The sequence below is a fragment of the Haloarcula amylovorans genome, assembly GCF_004681185.1.
GTDB lineage: Archaea > Halobacteriota > Halobacteria > Halobacteriales > Haloarculaceae > Haloarcula > Haloarcula amylovorans.
Genome location: NZ_SRIF01000003.1, coordinates 80,406 through 102,868, shown reverse-complemented (window position 1 = coordinate 102,868; position 22,463 = coordinate 80,406). Strand labels below are relative to the sequence as shown.

The following is a 22,463-nucleotide window of genomic DNA, read 5'->3' as shown; positions in this document are numbered from 1 at the left end:
ACACGTCACGACGAACAGCAATGATGTATGGGTCCAAACCATTCGCTATCCCGTCGGACAGTTCTCGGTTCCACAGGAACTCTTCTGGGCATCGCAAGTATGGCTGGCGTGGTGAGAGCTCACGACGATGAGGAAGAAGATACAGATGAAGAACAAGATGCAGACAGGGACTCAAACCGAACATTCGAAAGCGGGACTGACCGACTATATACCGCATTCGATAGCCGCACACGATATGCGAACCTCGGTGAGCGTATCGACAACTTCGAAGACATCGACGAGTGGGACGCTACAAGCGGGTCACTTGCTATCGAGGAGCAAAGCGTTTACGAGGGGTCACAGTCGGCTCGTCTCACGTCAACGACCGACGACGATGGGAATATTGAGATCCGCCGCGAGTTCGACGAACTCGATCTTTCGAATCGTACTCTCTCCGTCGCAGTTCGGCTTGAATCCCCTGATGTCGAACAGCTGGAAGCCATTGTCGAAGATGAGTCCGGCGACGAAGTCGTCATGCAACGACGCACGATCACGCCTGACTATGGCTGGTTCGTTCTTGATCTGGGTGTTACGGAAGAAAAAGGGGAGCCAGATCTTGAGGACGTTGCGGAGATTCGGTTCCGAATGAATCAGGATTATGGGAACCCGATCTCGGTCTTGTTTGATGACCTCCGTGCAACCGAGCGTGGCGACAGTGGGTATGTACTCCTCACATTCGATGATACGGCGGAATCACAGTACGAGAAAGCATTTCCAGTGATGCGTGAGTATGGGTTCCCTGGGTTTGCAGCGATTAATCCGGACCGTGTCGGGGACGGAAACTCGCTCTCACTCGAGCAGCTCACGGATCTACAAGATGCCGGCTGGGAGATCGGGAGTCACACACTGGACCATCGCAATCTCCCGGAAATTGAAACATCAGAAGCGCGTGAACAGGTCGCTGCTGCCAAAGAATGGTTACTCGAGAACGGCTTCGAGACGGGGGCAGACAGCTTTGTCTATCCATGGAGTAGCAATGATCCGTCGACGCGTGATATAGTGAGCGAGTATCACTATCTGGCGTTTACCGATGGCAGTAATAGTCACGGACGGCAACTACGCGGTCCATTGACTGTGGGGCGGATCTTCGCTGAGGAACGCGAACGTGTTGTGGATGCATTGTCACTGGCTGCGAAATACGATCAAGTGGTCGTACTTGCCTATCATGAGATTGGGACTGGCAAGTGGATTGATGAAGCTGGGTTCCGCGAACAGATGGAGCTGATTGCGGAGCTCGAGGAGCTTGAGGTGGTTACACCCTCGAATTTGCTTGAAAACGTCCTTACGCCCCCAATGCTGTGATTCCACCAGCGACCCGCGACTGGATTATGATAGTGTTCTCAGTTTCGAATATTGTGTACCGTGAAACATCGGGCGTCTCAGCTGGGTCTGCTAAACTTGCTTAGGTTCTAACCGTTACGTCGTTCATAGTGGTGTCCCGGTCTTATTGAGACGCGATACTGCACGCTGTCCAGGGAGTTGCCAGTAGCTATGTGCGTTCTCTGCAGCACCGAGGGCGAGAGCGTCGCGTTAGAGGTATCATCAACATCGTCCAAGTAGAATGGTTACGGAAATCGACAAATATCCGAGATAGCCACAGAATTTCATAATTGAGGTTATATATAGATATGAGAAATCGAGAAGAGCCTAGAAAATTCGAGATTGGCCGAGATAGAGTGCTATTGGGCTATTATAATAACAATTTATCAAATATACAATTCAATCAGTGATTCAACGTTTAAAACACAGAGTTGTACGGTTCACAGCGCAGTTTCTCCCATTCGAGGTACCTCGAACGGGTTCCAATCGACAGAAACTGTATCTGACTCAGGACACCAATCATCGAGAAGATTCTGGGCAAGCATTATATGATGGCTGCTCGAACAAGCTAGTACGTATGTCAGCCAGTAGCATGCTATATCCGGAGTGTTGTCAATACTGCCCGCATCTGCAGACGATCCAAGGTTCATGCGGGCACGAACTACGGCAGTCGCTTATCCAGGGGTTAGCAGAGGGAGAAAAACTTGACTCGCCCTGTCCGGTTTTCGACCAGTGGCACGCAGAGAAGATGCAGGAACTCTCCGTGGCACTCGAATCGTAAGTGAGCCGCCGTTCACAGCTGGAGTTATTCTCAACTTCAAGATTGAACTGCCCGGCCAACACCGGGTGGGAAACCCACGACGATCGTCGTGGGGGCACGTCACATTTGCGTCACGTCTCGATATCTGCGGTCACGAATTCAAGGGCTCGGCCGGAAACCTCGGTAATTCCCCTGATTGAGCGGCCAAGATCAGCCTGAATGATGGTCCCGGTCATTGGTCGAGAGTTCTGTGGTGAGGCGAGCAACACGTAAGCGCCTGTGTAGTCAGTGGGCGTCGGAACGATGTTCAGTGGATGGTTCGAGGCGTCGAACGTGTCCGCCGAGGCGATGCTCTGCTTGCCGCCGAGGGCCTCGGCGTCAGAGAGGTCGGTTGGGACGTACCCCGGCGCTACAGCATTGACACGAACTCTGGGAGCGAGTTCAAACGCGAGCTGACGGACGATGCCAACGATCGCATGCTTCGATGGAGTATAGAGAATGCCGCCACCATCGGCATTGAAGCCGGCCTGAGAGGCTGTAAAGACCATCTGTCCCTCGCTCTCAACGAGTTCTGGCAGGGCCGCGCGTGCGCCCATGAGATAACCGAGGACGTTGATACCGAAGAGCTCCTTGAAACTCGTCTCGATGTCATCAGCCGGAAGTTCCGGCAGCGTAACGTTATCATCGAAGACACCAGCGTTTCCAACGAACACATCGAGTGAGCCGAATTCGCGTACTGCCGTGTTCACCGCACGCTCGTTTGCCTCGAGACTACGCACGTCGCCTTGGACAGTTACCACACTGTCGGAGAGTGTCATATCTGCATCTATTTCTTGAAGTTGTTCTTCATCAACGTCTAGAACGACCACGTTCGCGCCTTCCGCGACGAACCGCTCAACGATCGCTCTACCGAGGCCGGAGCCGCCGCCGGTCAGGAAGACGGTCTGGTTGTGAAGCCAACCCATATATCTACCTCAGTACAGTCTTACATAATAGTTCGCACTGGGTCGGCTACATGCGGCGACCCCTTTACGTTCTGTAATTCAGAACCGAGCGCTGTGACGCAAGTGTTCGGCGACTCTGTATTCGTCCCCCGATTCGAATAACTCGTGTACCTGTGTTAGTTACACTGGAGACATACTTCGGGTCGCAAAGCATCACTAGATTAGCGAAACGCCCTCGGCACGACTGCTTCTAGTTGTGGTGTGAGACAAATGGTCAGCGACGTCGAAAACAAGGCCATCTATACAAGCTGGTTCTGTAATTCAGAACGAGACGAAAATCGCTCGTAAGTGTCTCACTCAAGTCAATATCATACCGTCAGCGGATGCAGCGAAGATCAACATGCAGATACAGGTCACTGCAAGCTCAGGTTCAGTTCAATCTCGTTTGCAACGCCGAGGAGAAGGTCCGTCAACTCAGTCTCCTGTTGGTCGCTCCGAAGACGGTACGACGGTGCAGCAACGCTCAGGGCCCCAAGCACCTGCCCTTCGTCTGTGTATATCGGAACGGCGATAGCGTGCAACCCTTCGATATGCTCTTCTTTGTCGAACGCATATCCGCGTTCGTTAATCCTCGCTAATTCCTCAAGGAGTTCGTCTACATTGGTAATTGTATTCTCGGTTTTCGCTGGCAGTCCATGTCGCTGAGCGAACTCCTCGACGCGGGCAGCCGACTGAGCGGAGAGAATCGCTTTCCCAGCGGTAGTGTGATGAAGATGGAGTCGTGCTCCGGCCCGTAACTTTGTTTCGACGGCGTTGGCCCCTTCTCTCCGAAAGACGACAACACCTTTCCCGTGTTCTTCGATCATGAATTGACACAGCTCGCCCGTCTCGGTAGCCACCTGCTCGACTTTCGACTCGACAAGCTCCAGCCGCGAATCTCGCATCAGTGCGTGTTCACCGTGGTCGAGAAAGCGAAGGCCAAGATTGTATTCCTCGCCTTCTTTGACGACGTACTCGAACTGTTCAAGCGTGGCTAAATGGTTGTGAGCCGTACTCTTCGAGATATCGAGTTTCTCGGCGATCTCCGTCACTTTCGCGCCGTCGAGTTCCTGCACTACCTGAATGATTCGAAGCGTCTTGGCGATGGATTTCACCGGCACGTTCGGCCGCCGTGTTTCGTCCATGAGAGGAAGAGACACCCTAGCAACTTGAATGTTCTGTAATTCAGAACAGCTACCTGACGCTGGTCTATTCGGTGTGTCTCGAAGCTCGAAACGGAAACACCGTTCTGACAGGTTATTTGTCTCTGAATACAGGATTGAGGGTTTATAACTAGTACTCTCGTCATATATCAAAATGGGCCTCGGTCCAACTATCAGAAACTTATATGTACTAGGGGGTAAATCATGATAAACATGTCATGGCGAGAAGAATGGCGGTTAGAAGACCGTCCAGACGCGGGAGAGATTCCAGAACGATACGGATTGCTATCGAACGTCGCGGACAACCTGATGATGGGGTATTTCGCAGGCGTTCTGATCCTCGCGTACCTCGGGCTGAAGTTCATCGGAACGCAGGCGACGCTCATCGCCGGAATCCCAGTACTGATCTGGCTGACTGTTGGCGTCTCAGTGTTGATCATCACCGGGCTGTATCTTAGTCTCACGCAAGCGGACACGAGTGAAGACATCTCGGACGTAACGGTCGAACAGGGAGTGAAAGATGACTAGTGCGATAGGTCCGTCGCTACAGATTCTGCCGCCCGACCTCGCGGGACGAATCTCGGACAATCTCCCCATCGCACTCGGGATACTAGCGGCGTACATAGTAGTGTTTCTCGCTATCACCTACGTCGCGAGGCGACAATACTCGGAAAGTCTCTCGGATTACGTCGTCGCCTCACGTGGGCTGAGCTGGATCGTCGCGTCGCTCACGCTCGTCGCGACAGTGCTAAGCGGCGTTGGCATGGCCGGGTTCCCCGGAACCGTCTATTCGGTCGGTATCCCGTTCATCACAATGATTCTCGTCGGCTACGCTGCGACCGCTCCCGCCATTTGGTATCTTGGCCGGCGTATCTGGGTCGTCGGGAACGAATACGACCTTAACACGCCGGGTGACCTCCTTGGTGACTACTATCAGAGCGATACAGTTCGCGTCTACACCGTCCTGGCGAGTATCGCGTTCAATACCACCTACATCGTCGCCCAGTTGCTCGCCGGTGGACTCATCCTGACGGTGCTGACGGGGGGTATCGTCCCGTTCAACGTTGGTGTGCTCATCCTCGCTACCGTCGTCGTCCTCCATGTCGTCGGCACGGGGATGCGCGGCATTGCGTACTTGGATACGTTCAACGGCGCGCTCATCTCAGTCCTTCTCGGTACCTTCGGTATCTTCATCATACTCCACGCTGGCGGCGTGAACGAAGTCTTCACCCAGCTGGGCGATTCGATGGGCGGATACACGACCGTTCCCGGTGTCACCGGCCTGTTTACCCCCGAAGTCATCGTCTTGTTCGGTATCTTGGTGACTGTGGGGAATTCACTAGTCGCACCGGCGTCATGGATTCGGATGTATTCGGTCGACAGCGAGCGGAACTTCGCGCGAATCGCGGCGACTATCGTCGGGGTGTTCACGCTAATCTACGTGTTTGGGACCAGTTTCATCGGTATTCACGGGCGCACCGTCCTCCCAGACGTGTCGAACCCGGACACGGTGTCGTCACTGCTCGCCTTCGAGGTGATGCCGTTCGCGCTGGCTTCGCTGTTCCTCGTCGGAATCCTCGCGGCAATCGTCTCAACCACTGACTCGTACGCCCACGTCATGGCCGCGACCGTCGTTCGTGACTTTGTGAAGTCCGTCGTTAAGACGGACCTCTCTGAGCGTTCCGAGTTGTTGCTCAACAAGGTTGTGATCGTCTTGACAATGCTCGCGGGTGTCATCGGTGCGCTTCTGTATCCCGGACTGATTACCCCGCTGGCGCTTATTGTCGGCGGTGCCACGGTACAGCTACTCCCACCGTTGATCGGTGCAGTCGCGTGGCCGCGGGCGTCTGCTGAGGCAGCCATCATCTCGCCGGCCGTCGGCGCGATCTCGCTTGTCTTGTTCCAGCTCCAGCTACTTCCGAACCCGTTCGTGACGCCGCTCGTTCCGGGTCTCGTCACCGCTTCGGTGCTCAATCTCGTGGTCTTCGTTGGGACCAGCTATCTCACTAGTCCTCAGCCGCTTAGTAAGATCGAGCAGTACCACGGACTCATCTACGAGCGGCTCTGATCGGCAAGAACTGGAGATTCGTGGGTAGCGTGATTGCTGGCTACCGTTGACAGGAGTTCAGTTTTCCTCAGGTGGCTCTAGCAACTCGACGTAGTTCCCGTCCGGATCACGCACGTACGTGATCTGTGCCCCATTGCCGACCATCTGGGGTTCCTCGACGAACGACGCGTCATCGCGATTCTCTTCGTATAGCTCCCAGACGTCATCGACTTCTAGACAGAGGTGCGCGACGCCGACATCGTGACCCAACGCGTTGGTGTGGACGTTATCGTTCGCAGGTGTGTCGTAGGCGATGAGTTCGACTTCGAACCCGTCCGCATCGAGAAACGTGATGGTTCCCTCAACGTCCGCGACGCCGACAATATCTCCCTGCACGTCGCTCATTGATAGTTCTCGAGTAACCTCCAAGCCGAGCAGGTCTCGATAAAACGAGAGTGCGGTCTCCATATCCGATACATTCAGCCCATAATGGGTGGCGCTATGTCTCATGGTCGCTCCACATAGGGAATCCACTCTCGAGGTAATATCAGTTGTCACTTCATCGCATACTTGCTGTGTTGGTGCCCCTACCCGACTTCGGACTTCGTGCATCGCCAATCACGATGCACCCACCCGCGAACGAACGAGCGTCTGCGTCAACGTCAGCGGCAGTATAATATCCCTCTGGGACAACAGACAATCCAATGGAACGACTCTCGCTGTCGAACACGGCTTTCGAAGGGAACAACAACAGCTACCTCTTCGCTGACGGCCCGGAGACTGTGCTGGTAGATACCGGGGACTGGACGGGCGCTACGCGCGAACAGCTAGAAGCCGGACTTGAGGCCCACGGCTATCAGTTCAGCGACATCGACCGGATACTGCTTACTCACTGGCACCTTGATCACACCGGCCTTGCGGGCGAAATCCAGGCCGCGAGTGGGGCGTCCATCCATGTCCACGCCGCAGACGCGCCTCTCGTCGAAGGCGACGAAGAGGCGTGGAGCGAGCTTCATGACCACCACACGAGGGCGTTCGAGGCGTGGGGGATGCCCGAGTCGAAACAAGAGGTACTTCGAGAACGGCTATCTGGGCCGGAGACCATTGGTGAAACGCCCGATGTGACGCCATTCGAGCACGGCGAGACGTTCTCGGTCAACGATAGTGAGTTGTCCGTCGTCCACACTCCCGGCCACGCCGCGGGGCTCTGTCTCTTCGAACTGGACGACGGAGAGCGCACCGAGGTGCTTTCCGGTGATGCGCTGTTGCCAAAGTACACGCCGAACGTCGGCGGTGCAGACGTCCGTGTCGACCACGCTCTCGAGAAGTATCTCCACGCACTGCGGGCCATCGTCGAGGCCGACTACGCTCGAGCATGGCCCGGCCATCGTCAGCCTATCGACAATCCGACGGCACGGGCGAGAGAAATCCGTCAGCACCACGAAGACCGCACACAGCGCGTCCTGGACGCGCTGGACAAACGGGGGCCGAGCGACGCGTGGACCGTGAGCAACGAACTGTTCGGCGCACTCGACGGGATACACATTCTCCACGGTCCCGGTGAGGCGTCCGCTCACCTCGAACACTTAGTGGCGGATGGATTCGTCGCTATCGACGGAATCGAGTATCGATTAATTGGCGAATAGACGACAGCTGTGGCCACCGCGTGTCGTCGCAGCTTGGCAGACCAGCAGTGACCGTAGCCGAACTTTTTTTACGCGGGCAGCGCGCATAGCGTGTATGCCGACGACAGAACCAACTCCAGCAGATATCACGCTGGAATCGATGACGTATACCGCTGAAGACGGGCAGGCGTTCGACGGATTCGAAATCACGAGTGACCATGTCGAGATGGAACACCCAGATACAGGCATTCTCTTTCTCCACGGTCTCCGCGGATTCGCCCTCGGCGGTGGCATCGCTCCAGTCGCGCACCCGCTTGCCCGCAACGGGATGCGCTGTCTCACGGTCAACAAGCGGAACAGCGGCAAGGGGTACGAGACCTCGAACTTCGACGAACTCGACCGGGACATCGCTGGCGCGATCGATTGGCTCCGCGATCAGGGCTGTAGCGAGATCATCCTCTGGGGGCGGAGTCTCGCCGCGACGGAAGTCGCGTACTATCAGGGCAAGCGTAACGACCCAGACGTCGACGCAGTAGTGTTGGCCGCACCGTTCGCTGACATCCGCGAACGCTCGACGAAGAACTACTTCGAGGCCGTCTCAGACGACTCGAGCGCTGCCTACGAAGCGTTTGTCGCGGACGCCGAGGAACTGGTCGCATCGGGACACGGTAACGAACTGGTGGCGCTGCCGCGGCCGGTCGACGACGGGATTGAGTACATCCCAATGACCGCCGAGTCATTCCTCTCCTATCGCTCGCCGGAAAGCAACTGCGCGACCATCGACTGGGTTGGAGATATCTCGGTGCCGATACTCCTGCTACCGCATGCCGCCGACCGGAACGTTACCCCGGACGAAGCGCGAGAAATCGCCGACGCCAGCAGGCAATCCTCGCTGGTTGAGGTCCATCCCATCGAGGCCGACCACTTCTTTACCGGAGCAGAACACGAAGTCGCTGGCGTCACAGCCGACTTCATCCGCCGCGCGCGAGAGTCGTAGGTTGTCGCTGTCTTAGATCGGCAAAAGTTAGACCGATACCATCTCCTACTCGTGGTCGTCGGGACCGAAGGGTGTTCGCAGAAGCTCTGAGAAGAACGTCTTTGGTTTTTCTGTGAGCGCCGCGAACGCACGGGCATCAACCCGGGTTCCGTACCCCAGTTTTGGAGCGGTCAATTCGACTGCCGAACGGTCCGCCTCAACGCGGAAGCGGACCACAGTATACTCGTTGCTAATTTGGATGGCTGCTGGCTCCCGTGGCTGTGGTTCAACGGTGCGATACTCATACTCACCATCGACGAGCGTCGCGTAAAACGATTCGTCCTGCCAGGTCAGCGTCTCGCAGTCGAGCGCGTCGAGTCGCGTGGTCACGTCCTTGCTCTCGACCTCGATTCGTGCGCCTGTCGGTGTCGTCACTTTGGTCAGCGTCGCGGTCGTTCCGTCCGCCGTCAGTTCGATTTGGTCTGTGGTCATAGGATGATCGAGAGCGTTCCGACGACAGTGTGGTCAAGCAGCACTCGGCGCTCGGCGAGGCGCCAGTCGCCATCGACTCGACGGAGCGTATCGTCGCGCTCGCCGGAGATGAGGTCAGGGTCGGTGTCGTCTGATTGGAGCCGGTGGACGAGGAGGTTACTTCGGACGGTTATCTCCTCGGCTTCATCGTCCCAGTTGGTAACTCGGACGTTCGTAACGAACCGCCGATTCATCGTCGGCGGGTCTTCGGACCACGCGAAGTCGTTTTCCATCCGGTCGACGCGGACTTTCAGCGTCCCCCAGTCTTCTTTCATATGGTAGGACTCGTTGCTGAACTCGGTTTCGGCCGACCGTTCTCGCGTGGTGCGGATAGGGACACGATAGTCGATATCCTTCGTAACCATGTTCTCGTGCCACTCGATTACCTTTCGGTCGTCAAGTAACTGCGCTTCCTCATAGAGGAACTCCTCGCAGGATGCCCGGCGCGAATGGGTGTCGGTGCCCCGCATCTTACTCCTCCTTGGACATCGTTTCGTGCCACTGGCGATAGTAATCCCGCTGGTTCACGTCGGTCTTCCCGCCCTCGATATAGGCCGTTCCCGGACCAGGCCATCCTTCATCAATCTCGGCGACCGCTCCGTCGCCACTGCCCATCGAAAACACCGTCGTCGCGTCGACTTTCTCGGCGAAGACGCTCTCGGCGGAGTCCGGAATGCCGTTCCAGATACCGACGTCGTCGACCTCAAAGTTACCGGACGGGCTAAATGTCCCGGTCCCAACCTCGTGGACACGCGCTTTGTACTCTTCGGGCGCGTCCTTCGGCGCGAGCGTCCAACTCCATGCTTCCATCTTTCCGGGCTCAACCGGCTGCCACTGCCGCAGCGAGAGCAACCCGACCGGCGGTTTGTCGGGGTCGTTAGACCCACCGAGGTGAATGAACGAGAGGTTCGGAAAGATCGTTCCCAGTGAGACGCCGGACTGTCGAGCCACTTCGTACTGCTCGTCGGTGAGCGAATCCTCGTTGAACGTCTCGACGATCTCCGGCGGGTGCCCCCAGAAGAAGTCCTCGCCGGGTATCTGGTAAATGCTGAAGTTGTGGCCGTTGTGACCGGTGATGGCGTACAGGTCGCTCTCCTTGTTCCCCTTCGCTGTCTCGCTGCCGATACCCACGTCGATGGCGGATTTGTGCCCCATTGGGATGTGGTAGTTGTCACCCGCAAAGTTCTCCGCAGGGGTCTTCCAGTCAGTGTCTACCTCCCAGCGGTGGGGGTCGCCGATGACCTCCATGTCGATGAACTTGAAGTAGAGATCGAGATACCACGTCGCTGGACCGAGGAATTCCTCTAAGTCGGGGACGTCGGGCGCGATCGCGGCAAACACCAGCCCGTGATAGCTCTCGACGTTGGGCGCTTTGTGGAGTCCCTTCTGGTCGGGATCGAGGTCGGGAAAGCCCTCTCCTTTCTGCGGGACACCGATTAGTTCGCCCGTGTTTCGGTAGGTCCAACCGTGGTACGCACAGCGAAAGTGCGTGGTGTTGCCCTTCTCTGCCCGGCAGACGGTCGCCCCACGGTGTCGGCAGCTATCCCATAGCACCTGTACATCACCGTTCTCGTCGCGGACGAAAATGAACGGGTCCTTGCCGATGTACCGTCGTCGGTAGTCGCCCTTTTCGGGGATTTCGGACTCGTGGCCGATGTACACCCACGTCTGCCCGAAGATACGGTCAAGTTCTTGTTCGAAGATATCTTTGTCGTGGAGAATTTCGAGTAGAACCTCGTTGTTGTCGAGCGCGGCCCCCATCTTCGCCAGTTTCTCGTCGACGCGAGACGCGTATCTATCACTCTCTTCCGTTGCCGGTCCGCTATCTGTTTCTGAGGGTTGGTTTGCCATGTCAGTGGGTACTACAATAAGGAATCATTAAAAATTTTCCCCTCCCCCGGGCCTGGGCAGGACGGTCAGCGACAGCTCCGTGAACTCTCGCCCAGAACAGCGTCCCACCAGACCTAACGCGCTAAGTCGAGTGCCAGCGCCGTGCCGTCGAATTCCTACCAGATCTTCCGGGAGACATACTCCGCCGTGGGGTCCGTTCGAATATCTACGACGACATGGTCGTCGTCGGCCAGCGCCATCTCCAAGGCGGGTTTGACCTCCTTCGGCTCGTTGACGCGAATACCTGTCACGCCGAGCGCTTCGGCCATGCTAGCGATATCAGTGGTGGGGATATCCGTGGCAATCTCCGCGTGGTCACCGCCCCGCTGGTAGTTCCAGATCATCCCGTACTTCGAGTCGTTCATCACGACGGTGACGGCGTCAGTTTCCGTGGCGGCTGCCGTCACGAGTTCCATGTTGCACATCAGGAAGCCGCCGTCGCCGATGAGGTTGACAACCTGTCTGTCCGGGTCGGCGAGTTTCGCGGCGTTGCCGGCGGGGATCGGGAATCCCATTGAATCGTACAGGCGCGAGTGTTGAAACGAGTTCGTCGCGCGGTACTCGAAAACATCATTCGGCCATGCGCCCCCAGCGGCCCCGGCGTCGCCAGTAACAATGACGTCATCGTCGGCAACCTGCCGGAGGTTGTCCATGATGACCAGCGGGTGGATCGGCGTCTGTTCGCGGACAGCCGCGAGATACGCTTCGACGTCACTCTCGACCCGTTCGACCTCGTCCCGAACAGCCTGCCGGTAGTCGGAGTTCGTCTCGCTGGCCGTCTCCGAAAGCGCGCTGATGACCCCATCGAGGAGCGTCGAGAGGTCCCCGGCGACGACAGCCTCGGCGTTCGATTCTGGGAGCTCGGGGTGTCCGGCAGCGAGATACGCAATGTCGACCTCGTCATCGGTACGGTCACCGAGGACGGCAGCTTCGTGAGAACTGGGCCGAACACCGAGCGAGAGAACCGCCTCTGCCTCCGCGAGCGCTATACTCGCCGCGGGATGATCCGACATTCCGACGGTCCCGGCATAGGCGTCGTGGTCGTTCGGGAAGGCATCGGGATAGTGGCGCGGACAGACGACCGGGCAATCCAGCGCGTCGGCGATGGCGACGACGTTTTCCGTGGCGAACGCGCGGAGGACCCCCTTGCCGACGTACAGTGTGCGTCTGTCGGCGTCCGCAATCATGTTGACGGCGTCCACAACTACCTCCGGGGAGGGGTCAGTCTCCGAGACGTGCGTCCACTCGAAGCTCGATTCAGGGATCTCGACGTCCTCCATCAGGATGTCCTCATCGATACCGACGAAGACTGGTCCCGGGCGACCACTCGTTGCGACGTCGAACGCCCGATTGAGCGCGTCCGGAACCCGTTCGGGGTCGTGAACCTGCGTGCTCCACTTCGTCGCTGGCTCAAATGCCGTCTCCAGGAAGTGCTGGTCGTCCACGCCGTGTAGCGACTCCGTCGGCGCGTCTTCGGGCAGGACCGCACTTACGAGAATCATCGGTGACGCAGCGGTGTAGGCCTGAGCGACACCTGTGAGCGCGTTCGTCCCGCCGGGGCCAGCAACGGTAATCGCGACGCCAGGTGCGCCTGTAAGCCGTCCCCGAGTATCCGCCATGACGGCCGCATTGTACTCATGGCGAGCAGTGACCACGTCGATCTCTCGTTTATCGAGGCCGTCAGCAATGTCCACGGTCTGGTTGCCGAGTAATACGTACGTTTCCTCCACGCCGTTCTCCGCTAGCACACGGGCTACGGAGTCTCCGCCGATTGTCATCGTCTGAGTATGTGGAGTCTAGGGAAATAAAATTACCTACTGTCCTCCCGTCGGCAGTGGCCGAACAAATGATGGCATCATTGCGGCGAGGGCGGTTCCACTGTCGGGTACGTCGCCCAATTTCTCCAGCAAAAAAGAAACAGCAGTCGCGGGGACAGAACCGACCGCTTCTGTATTGCCGTCAGTAGCCTAAACCGTGCTGAATCGTCTCTCAGACAGCATCGGACACGACGTCGCCCTCGACGACGACAGGTTCACCGTCGAGGTAGACACTACAGTTCTTCTGTGCGATGTCGTAGTGACACGGCGCGTATCGGTCGATGTGCGTGTTCGGGCCGGTACTCCACAGCATGTTACCGGACCAGACCCGCCCCTCACTCGCGCTGACGCCGGTCTCGTCGGGCTTTCTGTCGTGCAGCGCCATGTTGTAGAACTCACCGTTGGGGTTGAGACCCCAGCCGAAGTGACTGGTGGCGAAGACGTCGCGGTCGTCGTAACTCTCCATGTGACCCCGCATCAGCTCAGCGTCGCCGCCCTCACCGTTGATATCGACGATGTAGTTGTCCTCAACGACGCACTCAACGGCGGAGTTGACGTAGTCGGCGAACGGCACGACGTTGTAGTCGCCGGGTGCAATGACGATGGTCCCTTCCACGTTCGACGGGTAGTTGGACACCATGTTCTGTCCCCAGACGTCCCACTTGCCGGGTTTGTCGACGAACCCATAGGAGTCAAAGGCCGTGTCTGCGTCGACTTCCATCGTCACGTCTGTGCCGTACTCGGACGTGATCCGCATCTCGTCACTACTGGCAAGTAGTTCGCTGTGCTTCTGGACGGTCTCTTTGACTTCCTGCGCTTCTTCTTCCGTCCACGGCATCAGCTTCCGGAGGTAGAACGGTTCCCGGGCACCGACACGGAGGATTCGAGTCCCAGCGTCGCGGATTTCGCCCCGCTCCGGAACGTGGATGAACCCTTCGAGGGTGAAATCGAACACCATATCGGCGTTCTTACACGCCTCGACCGGGCCTTCGGGGAGGCGAAGCGTGCCGCCCTGTCCGTCCGACATCTCCGGTCCCACGGAGTTGCGTCCGTACTCCGGAACCTGTACCTCGAAGATGTCCGCACCGAGGTCCTGGGCCGCAGCAAAACTGGCACCCACGTATTCTCGGTTACTCTTTACATCTGTGACGAGCGCTACCGTCTCGTCGTCGGTCACTTGGCAGTGCTCCATCTGTCGCCGGAACAGCGGCACTAGCAAACCTGCTTCTTCCATGAGCAATAGCGACTTCCGAGTGGAGATACAAATACCTTTCCCATAATATAGAATATATTACCAAAACAGTGTAGCAACAAATAATTTTTGTATGTCTATCCCACCGATAGAGACGTGCAACTGACAATCGGTATTCTCGGCTGTGGAACCATCGGGTCTGAAATTGCCGCCGCGATCGCCGACGGAACGATTGATGCGCGACTCGGCGCAGTATACGACCGCCACCCGGAACGAGCGACAGACACTATCTCGGCGTTCGCTCCGTCAGAAGAGCCTACTCTCGCTGATTCCGTCACAGCATTGGCGTCGGCCGTCGATTTAGTCGTTGAGACAGCCGGACACCCCGCCGTTGCCGAACATGGCAAGCGCGTTCTCGATGCCGAATGTGACCTCATGCTCCTCTCAGTCGGCGCGCTTGTCGACAACGAGCGTCGATCAGCACTCCTCGCGGCAGCGGAACGAACGGATGCGTCTATTCACGTCCCGTCCGGTGCGATTGCCGGTCTTGACGCGATAAAGGCGAGTGCGGTGACCGGCGAACTAGAGGACGTCACACTCTCGACGACGAAGCCACCGGCGGGACTCGAAGGGGCGCCCTACATCGGGGAGAACGATATCGACCTCTCGGCGCTCACCGAACCAACGACCGTCTTCGAGGGGGATGCAGCTGCAGCCGCAGATGCGTTCCCGTCGAACATCAACGTCGCGGCCGCGCTATCACTGGCCGGTATCGGTGTCACCGAGACGACCGTCACGATAGTGGCGGACCCAGCCAAAGAGAATAACGTGCATCGAATCGAAGCAAGCGGCAGTGCTGGACGTATTGAGACGGAAGTCCAGAACGTTGCCTCGCCGACCAATCCGAAGACTAGCTATCTCGCCGCGCTGTCTGCGATAGAAACGCTGCGCGAGATGACGGCGACTCTCCGCGTGGGGACGTGACTCGGGCCGATTTCCGTGACGCTCGATGCTTCCCTCCCGATACTGCTCGCACTCGGTACGGCGGCGACCTTCGCAACCTCCGCGACGCTCGTTCGCTTCGGGGTCGAACGCTCGACACCGCTGGTCGCGCTGGTCGTCACCTTAACCGTCAATATTCTCGTCCTCTGGGCCGGGACCTTGCTCTACTACGATGTCTCGCTCGACCTCTGGGCACTGCGTTACTTCATCCTCGCGGGCGTGTTCGCTCCGGCACTCGGACGGCTCTGTAACTACATCGGCATTCAGCGGGTCGGCGTGAATCTCAGCGTGCCGATCAGCAATTCGAACCCTGTCGTTGCCGTTATCTTAGCGGTGCTCGTGCTCGAGGAATCTATCAGTTCCGTTGGACTGGTCGGGATACTACTGGTAATTGGCGGCGGCATACTTCTCTCGACAGTCCGGGGAGGTGAGACCCGACAGTATAAGCGAACAGATATTCTGTACCCCATACTCGGCGCGGCCTTCTACGGCGGGACACAGATTCTCCGTGATCTCGGATTAGACTTGGTCCCGCTGCCGGCTCTCGGCGCGGCTGTGAACCTGACGACCTCTTGGCTCCTCGTCTGTGGCTATCTACTCTTCACGTCGTCTGCGGACCAACTATCGGTACGCGACCCGAGCCTCGTATATTTCGTTCCGGCCGGAATCGCGTCCAGTATCGGACTGGTATGTCTCTATAGCGCGCTCCAACTCGGCCAGGTCGTCATCGTCACGCCGATCCTCAACACGTCTCCACTGTTCGCGCTCGCTATCACATATCTGGTTGCTCGTGACGGCGAACTATTCACGAGGCGAGTCATCGTTGGGACCTGCTGTATCGTCGGTGGCGTGTCGCTTCTGTCAGTCGTAACATGACAGCGTATGATTCACCGATAGATATATATTGTGGGAGCATATCTTTTGAATCGTATGGTCGTTGAGAACATGGGTTTAGACCACATAGCCATCAAAGTACGAGACATTGAACGCACCATCGAATTCTACCGAGACGTGCTGAATATGGAAGTTTCGGACCGTATCGGGGATCGAGTTGCGTTTCTCAGGACTCCCAGCGTCGCGGCGGAGTCCCAGCACCACGAAATGAACATTACGCAGATGTCCGAGGCGGAACTCGAAACGCTCGAAGAACGCGGTGAGCGCGAGTTAGACCTTCACGACTTCGAGGAGGATCTCCCTGCGGACGGACCGCCAATGTTGCCGACGACGGGGCCGATCTACCATATCGCCTTTGAAGTCCCGGATTACGACGCTATCAAAGCCGCCGAAGAAGGACTGAAAGAACGCGGACATCCAATTTATCGCGGCCCAGGCCGACACGGCCCTGGAAACAACATCTTTCTGTATTTCCCCGACCCGGACGGCTACCCGATCGAACTGACGGCAGACATGGAAGACGCACCGGAAGTCGGCGGTCGGCCAGCTCGCCAATGGCCCCAAGAGCCCGAAACCTGGAACGTCTGGGGCAACTCGGCAGAGTTAAAAGATCAGTAACGACCCTCAGTATCGACGCTTTTCCTCGGTGAGACACTAATCGTCCCGGTTTGGCACCTTGAGGTAGTTGCTACTGCCTCTTTTTGACGGAATATTTTCTCATGCTGTTTCGGATCATGTTCTATAATGCAAAACACTTATACTCACGATGATGGATTACCAACTATGACAAAGAATAACAAACAGGACCTGCCGATCAAATCGCCTGCGACGATGCTGGAGGTGCTACAGGAGTTGCAAGACCGCAAGGGAGCAGGGATTACAGAATTAGCAGAGAGCCTCGACATCTCGAAGAGCACCGTTCACAACCATCTCACAGTTCTGCGAAAATACGAATATGTAAAGAAAGACGGCGACACGTACGAACTCGGACTCCGATTCTTAGACCATGCAGGCCATGCACTGGAGCGACGGGAAGGGTACGACGAAATCAAGCAAAAAGTCAGTGCCGCCGCCGCTCAAACTGGAGAACTCTGCCAGTACTTAGTTGAGGATCACGGACGAGGCATCTTCATCATCCGCGAAGCCGGACAGCAGGCTGTCGAGACGCGTACGCGTCTGGGTACGCGGGCGTATTTGCACCACGTGACGTCGGGGAAAACCGTTCTTGCACACATGTCCGATGCGACCGTCGAGGAGATAATCAACCGGCATGGCCTCCCACCAAAGACCCACCAGACGATCACGACCAGAGAGGACCTCTTCGAGGAGCTAGATCACATTAGAGAACAAGGATACGCGTACGATAAGGCCGAGCACGTTCGTGGACTCCACGCCATTGCTGTTCCGGTACGTATCAACCGCGACCAGTTACTGGGGTCGATGAGCGTCGCTGGTCCCTCACACCGGATCAATGACAAATCAGAGGACATAATCCAGTTACTGCAGGGTCTAGCAAGTGAACTCGAGCTCAACCTCAGCTATGGTTCGGAGTGAGGATCCAACGATGCAGAACATAGTGCGTTCTGTAATGCTGGATGACGCTAGCAGTTCCATCTTTGTCTTCGTTGGAGACTCACCGCGTGAATATAACCCCAACCATCTCGTTTTGGGTGGTCACTTTGTTCTGCTTGCTACTTCGATCACGGTACTCAAGGCGTGTGATAGTACGGGATCCATCTGAAGTTGCATACTCATATAACAGACATACACATGTTATCCCCAATAGTGCCACTCTCTTTGTTGTGTATCCAGTATGTGTCCCTGTCTACCCACAAGCATTGGTTTCAGTATCATTTTGACCTACCTAGGTACATTCTCTAAAGGATAGAGATATCACCAAGTGGTGGCTTGACTACTATATGTATAGGAGCCCATAGAGCCCATCAACAGTGCATATAACTGTAGATATCTGCTATCTGTATAAGAAAATCGGTATCTAGAATTCAATTGGCCAACTATGAGTTATAAATTTGCCTCTCTGACGAGTGTCTGGAAGTTATTAGCCGTGAGTACCGCACTTTTAATATCAAAACAGGGTACAGACAAATCCTTGAACGATTGAAAATCACTGGGTTATTGAATCAGTGAATCAATGATTGCATTACACGCGGATGGAAAGTTAGCGCATCGGTTAGACACCCCGTTATATTGTTAGTACCCCGAGTGCCAATCTGTACCTAGTGTACAGTCGCCATGTACGCGAGCGTTGTTACTATCGCCAGCGGCAGGAAAGACACAAGCAAAGCCTCAATATGTCGGGCCAGTTGAGCCAGCGCGATGGGCGCTCGCTGAAGAGTGAAGTTGCGCTAGCTCGTGGACAAATGCATGACCAACGCTAATGAGAAAGAGGAGGAAGAGCCGTTGTCCACGCTCAAGACGGTCTTGTCCGAGACCTTGTAGAACGCCTGTAGACGAAGGCATCTCGACGCTGTACGTGGGCGACATCAAGGATGTTCTCTCGACTCACTGGTCGCCTCGTGTGAACGAGAAGACGCACAACTTCTGGGCGTACCGACGATTCATCAACCGTCTCGAAGACGTATGCGAAGAATACGGCATCACGGTCGAAGAAGAGTCTGAGGCGTGGACGAGTCAGGAGTGTCCTGAATGTGGTGAGCGTGAGGAGACAGTTCGTCACGAGGATTGGTTAACATGTCCATGTGGATTCGAAGGGCATGCTGACCTCGTAGCATCGGAATCGTTCCTGAGACAGCAGAACAACACGGTTGGGTCGATGGCACGACCCGTGTACCTCAAGTGGAACAATCACAGTTGGCGGGAAGACCACAGCCCGCCCTCTATCGCGGTGGAGACAACGGCCAACGAGGAGTACATAGACCAGAGTACCGCTACACGCGGGAATATCGCTCTCGGAGAGGCTCAGAACGACTGAGACACCCACGAGAGGAATCCCACGACTTCAGTCGTGGGTGGATGTCAAGTCAGCTCTCGCTGGGCTTGGTTGGGGGATCGCCTACGTACTCACCGGAATCTGTGGGTCCCGATGGGCAGCCATCTCGGGTTGACATCTCCCCGACCTGAAGGGCGAGGACATCCAGTTAAGGGTGTGCTGTATACAGCGCGCTTGTGCGCCCGATCCTGGGTTTTAAAAAATTCGCGCAAACCACTCAGGGCGATGTACTGACACGTTCCTCTAATACCGTGGACCCTAGTGACGTAACATGGTTTCGCAGTCTTCGCGTCCACCAAATCTCACCCTCCGCGAGGTCGTACGATTCTACCTGCTCGATCACAAGACACCGGTCGGGAAAGCCATCGACATCGCACTGCTGTCGCTGAATCTCCTGTTCATCGCGGTGTTTGTCGTCGAGACTATCCCCACTCTGCAGCGACCGACGCGTGGCTATGGCGTCTGGAGGTCGTCATCGCTGGCGTATTTCTAGTCGAATACGTATTGCGACTCTACGGCGCGACAAACCGTCTCGGGGAGGCCACCAATCCCTACACAATGACATCCTCCACGCCGTAAACGGCGCGGTTTCCTCCGTGGGAGTCTCGGCTATGCCGATTCCCCGGAAGCAATATTCCCGCCATGGTGGGCGGTACTCGGGTCTGTGCGCTGTTCTTTGGGACTTTCATGAGGGTGTGATATCCCCGACCAGTCGTGGTCGTCCCACTCGAACCGCACGGGCCGTGCCATCGACCGTGTTACCGTCGTCTGCCGCCGAAGAAGCGTCTCTGACACTGTAAGGTCGGCGTGGCCCTCGAATCCACACGGACAGGCGAGCGTGTCCTGATGCCGTGTCGTCTGGTCTGTCGAACCGCACTGCGGACACTCTTGGCTGGTCCACGCTTCCGACCGTACTTCCACCGACATACCGTATTCCTCAGCGGTACAGACCAGTCGCTTAATGAACTTCTTGAACGCCCAGAAGTTGTGCGTTTTCGCGTTCGTCTCCACCGACCAATGCGTGTCCAGCACGTCCGTCAACGCTCCAACGTACACCGTCGAAACGCCTTCATCGTACAGGCGTTCGATGAGGTCACGGGTGAGTGCATCTTGAGCGTGGTCACGCCGTTTTGTTCGCCGGTCGTACAGACGGCGGATACGGTGGCTACTGTATCGACCTCCCTCCAACAGAGATTGGAGTCGGGCGATTTCTCGCGTGGTGTCGCGGAACCGCTGGAACAACTCACGTCCTTCGTACAGATATTGCTCGCCAGTCGTAGTGGTACAGGCGACGAGATTGTTTGCACCAATGTCCAGAGCGGCCGTTTCGTCGGCCAGTGGAGTGTCCCGTACATCGTCAGAAACAGTCACAGGTTGTGAAGCTCGGAAGGTGCTGTCAGTCTCGTCGTACCACAGTTCGAGACGGCTTTGGTCCTCGTAGTCAGGCCAGCTCGGGTCGCCAACGATTTCCAGCCGGAGACGACTTTTCGGACTGTTGTGCCTGTCCCGGAGTTCTTCTCCGACGACAATCTCAAGTCGGGAGCGGTCGCCCCACTCAACGCTGTACGCGTCTTTTCGGACGACGCCTTTGAGAACACGTCCATCGTCCTCATTACCACGGAAGCCCGGCGGTTCCGGGTGTTCCGTGACCGACGTGTTTGACTCATCGTGATACGCTTTCTTATTCTCGAAGAACCCGCGCCACGCTTCGCTGTTTGCTCGCCGTACAGTTTGGGCGGTGGACGCGCCGAGAACGCCTTTGTATTTCCCTTCGAGTCAGCCTGTATCGGCGTCCCACACGTCACCACCGAAACCGTCTTCGTCGTTGTAGCGCATGAGGCGCTGGTAATTGATCTCGTTCCAGAGAGCGGCAGAAGCGTCCAACAAGTCCCGTAGCACCTGCTCTCCATCACCAGAGAGCGGTCGCACAGCGAACATGTTGGTGCGCTTCATTAGCCATTCCCGCATACGTTCGCTCTTGTCTTGAACGTCAGCCTACTACAGTGAAAGTAGAACCCGGTCAGCCTCATTGGAGACTCAAGGCCAGCAGTAACAAGGCGGTTTCTCATCGGAGTGAACGCGATTCACGCCCGCCGTGAACGGCGGGATTCTCTCGCTGATTCAAGATAGCGACGGACACAATCGACCTCAATTCCCATGATACACCGTATCCGTGTCGTCCTTATTTTTTGGGTGAGCGATCTCCTGCCAACGCTCGAACATGGGAGTAGAACTGGGTCAAGAACGCGTTGGTCGACGAGTACAAGGGCGAGAAAGAGCTCGTCATCACAGATACAACGCGGTCGAACGACTCCCCGAGGGTTTGATGGATCCGGAGACCGCAGCCGTCGACGCCTTAGATTACTCGGCGTGAGACCGGTCAGGCAGACGCTCTGCCAGCCTGGGCATGCCTGTCATTGGCGACGGATATAATACATGACCCTGTCGAAACACGCAGAACTTGACATCTGCAGACGAGAGCGATCAGGAAGATCTCAGTAACCGGGTCTGTAGCCACGAGCAATCGAGCGACGCTGCGGCCGTCGAGACGGCCATAATCGAATCACGGGACTCGATGGAACACCTGTGGTCTGTCGCCGGACGACTATTGCAGGAAATATTTCCCGTTGGACTGTCTGGGGATACTCATGAAATGTGGACGGTGTGGCGAAGACACCCATACTGAGCGGTACGATATCGATGGGTTTGCTGGCCAGCTCTGCGAGAACTGTCGAGAGACGTGGGACGACCTGCAGGGCTGACCCTGTCGAGCTGGTACTCGCTTCGGGTATCAGGACGGCTATGATGAGATGAAGCTGCGCCCCATGGTATAGCATGGAACGCAGCAGGATGAGTGCCCTTCGAGCACTATTCGGCCGGGAACCAACCGACCAATACTGAGTTCGCCGGCGCGGGTCAAAAAAGGATGTCTTTGTCTCGGCCAGCCAGCACCAGAGAAACAGTCGACGACACGTAATCTCCAGTGTCTTCCATATTACTGAAACATTCAGTGAGTCACTGAATCATTGAATCATTGAGTTCCATATCCGGTGGACGGTCATCAAGTCCGTGAAGGAGCGCTGGGCGTGCGATCGGACGGTCGCCGCCCAACGTTCTGGTGTAACCGTGACTGCCCTGCGGTTGCACCGGTACCTCAGTACAGCAGACCGTATGACTGTTCTCGACCGGCTCTGTCCGACGGCTATCAAAACCGCGCGGCGGCGGTGATTACATATCAACCTGCCGTTTGAAC

General features: G+C 56.7%; 17 protein-coding genes and 3 pseudogenes. 11 read left to right on the top strand and 9 right to left on the bottom strand.

Annotated elements, in window-relative coordinates:
- Window positions 1-99: 99 nt before the first annotated feature.
- On the top strand, window positions 100-1,341 hold the full coding sequence (locus E4S61_RS15010) for a polysaccharide deacetylase family protein (protein WP_167768519.1): 1,242 nt from the start codon (window positions 100-102) through the stop codon (window positions 1,339-1,341).
- 909 nt (window positions 1,342-2,250) lie between these two features.
- Here the strand turns inward: E4S61_RS15010 and E4S61_RS15005 are convergent.
- Together E4S61_RS15005 and E4S61_RS15000 are read right to left on the bottom strand one after the other, a co-directional pair.
- Entirely contained in the window at window positions 2,251-3,084 is an 834-nt protein-coding gene (locus E4S61_RS15005; RefSeq protein ID WP_135304782.1) for an SDR family NAD(P)-dependent oxidoreductase, read from the bottom strand.
- Window positions 3,085-3,476: 392 nt separating this feature from the next.
- Entirely contained in the window at window positions 3,477-4,247 is a 771-nt protein-coding gene (locus E4S61_RS15000) for an IclR family transcriptional regulator (RefSeq protein WP_135304781.1), read from the bottom strand.
- Window positions 4,248-4,478: 231 nt separating this feature from the next.
- Here E4S61_RS15000 and E4S61_RS14995 point away from each other — a divergent pair, with 231 nt between their 5' ends.
- Window positions 4,479-4,793 (top strand): hypothetical protein, encoded by a 315-nt coding sequence (locus E4S61_RS14995; RefSeq protein ID WP_135304780.1) that lies wholly within the window; start codon window positions 4,479-4,481, stop codon window positions 4,791-4,793.
- Window positions 4,786-6,333, top strand: coding sequence for a sodium:solute symporter family protein (locus tag E4S61_RS14990; RefSeq protein WP_135304779.1), 1,548 nt, complete (start codon window positions 4,786-4,788; stop codon window positions 6,331-6,333). Before E4S61_RS14995 ends, E4S61_RS14990 begins: the two co-directional genes overlap by 8 nt.
- 57 nt (window positions 6,334-6,390) lie before the next feature.
- Here E4S61_RS14990 and E4S61_RS14985 read toward each other — a convergent pair whose 3' ends face one another.
- Window positions 6,391-6,822: a VOC family protein gene (locus tag E4S61_RS14985; RefSeq protein ID WP_280663814.1), complete on the bottom strand. Its 432-nt coding sequence runs from the start codon at window positions 6,820-6,822 to the stop codon at window positions 6,391-6,393.
- Window positions 6,823-7,016: 194 nt separating this feature from the next.
- On the opposite strand from E4S61_RS14985, the gene E4S61_RS14980 reads away from it, so the two are divergent.
- Entirely contained in the window at window positions 7,017-7,958 is a 942-nt protein-coding gene (locus E4S61_RS14980) for an MBL fold metallo-hydrolase (RefSeq protein WP_135304777.1), read from the top strand.
- Window positions 7,959-8,052: 94 nt separating this feature from the next.
- Window positions 8,053-8,934: an alpha/beta hydrolase family protein gene (locus E4S61_RS14975; protein ID WP_135304776.1), complete on the top strand. Its 882-nt coding sequence runs from the start codon at window positions 8,053-8,055 to the stop codon at window positions 8,932-8,934.
- Between the two features lie 45 nt (window positions 8,935-8,979).
- Here the strand turns inward: E4S61_RS14975 and E4S61_RS14970 are convergent, their stop codons facing one another.
- The 5 genes from E4S61_RS14970 to E4S61_RS14950 form a co-directional block, all read right to left on the bottom strand.
- Window positions 8,980-9,405 (bottom strand): hypothetical protein, encoded by a 426-nt coding sequence (locus E4S61_RS14970; RefSeq protein ID WP_135304775.1) that lies wholly within the window; start codon window positions 9,403-9,405, stop codon window positions 8,980-8,982.
- Complete coding sequence (locus E4S61_RS14965; protein WP_135304774.1) at window positions 9,402-9,914, bottom strand: aromatic-ring-hydroxylating dioxygenase subunit beta; 513 nt, start codon at window positions 9,912-9,914, stop codon at window positions 9,402-9,404. The genes E4S61_RS14970 and E4S61_RS14965 overlap by 4 nt, the downstream gene beginning before the upstream one ends.
- 1 nt (window position 9,915) lies before the next feature.
- A complete protein-coding gene (locus tag E4S61_RS14960) occupies window positions 9,916-11,295 on the bottom strand; it encodes an aromatic ring-hydroxylating oxygenase subunit alpha (protein ID WP_209309511.1) in 1,380 nt (459 codons plus the stop codon).
- Window positions 11,296-11,450: 155 nt separating this feature from the next.
- Complete coding sequence (locus E4S61_RS14955) at window positions 11,451-13,112, bottom strand: thiamine pyrophosphate-binding protein (protein WP_135304773.1); 1,662 nt, start codon at window positions 13,110-13,112, stop codon at window positions 11,451-11,453.
- A 211-nt stretch (window positions 13,113-13,323) separates the two neighbouring features.
- The gene (locus tag E4S61_RS14950; RefSeq protein WP_209309510.1) at window positions 13,324-14,385 is read right to left on the bottom strand and encodes a M29 family metallopeptidase; all 1,062 of its coding nucleotides are present in this window, start codon (window positions 14,383-14,385) and stop codon (window positions 13,324-13,326) included.
- 114 nt (window positions 14,386-14,499) lie between these two features.
- Between E4S61_RS14950 and E4S61_RS14945 the strand changes: the two genes are divergently transcribed.
- The 6 genes and pseudogenes from E4S61_RS14945 to E4S61_RS14920 all read left to right on the top strand — a co-directional run.
- Complete coding sequence (locus tag E4S61_RS14945) at window positions 14,500-15,327, top strand: aspartate dehydrogenase (protein WP_209309509.1); 828 nt, start codon at window positions 14,500-14,502, stop codon at window positions 15,325-15,327.
- Between the two features lie 15 nt (window positions 15,328-15,342).
- A complete protein-coding gene (locus E4S61_RS14940) occupies window positions 15,343-16,221 on the top strand; it encodes a DMT family transporter (RefSeq protein WP_135304772.1) in 879 nt (292 codons plus the stop codon).
- Window positions 16,222-16,275: 54 nt separating this feature from the next.
- Complete coding sequence (locus tag E4S61_RS14935) at window positions 16,276-16,857, top strand: VOC family protein (protein WP_135304771.1); 582 nt, start codon at window positions 16,276-16,278, stop codon at window positions 16,855-16,857.
- 165 nt (window positions 16,858-17,022) lie between these two features.
- Entirely contained in the window at window positions 17,023-17,793 is a 771-nt protein-coding gene (locus E4S61_RS14930; RefSeq protein ID WP_167768517.1) for an IclR family transcriptional regulator, read from the top strand.
- An 872-nt stretch (window positions 17,794-18,665) separates the two neighbouring features.
- Window positions 18,666-19,192, top strand: a pseudogene (locus E4S61_RS14925) (zinc ribbon domain-containing protein); the annotation flags it as partial.
- Window positions 19,193-19,481: 289 nt separating this feature from the next.
- Window positions 19,482-19,771 (top strand): annotated as a pseudogene (locus tag E4S61_RS14920) (ion transporter); the annotation flags it as partial.
- A 48-nt stretch (window positions 19,772-19,819) separates the two neighbouring features.
- Here the strand turns inward: E4S61_RS14920 and E4S61_RS14915 are convergent.
- Window positions 19,820-21,163: pseudogene (locus E4S61_RS14915) on the bottom strand (RNA-guided endonuclease InsQ/TnpB family protein).
- Window positions 21,164-22,463 lie beyond the last annotated feature (1,300 nt).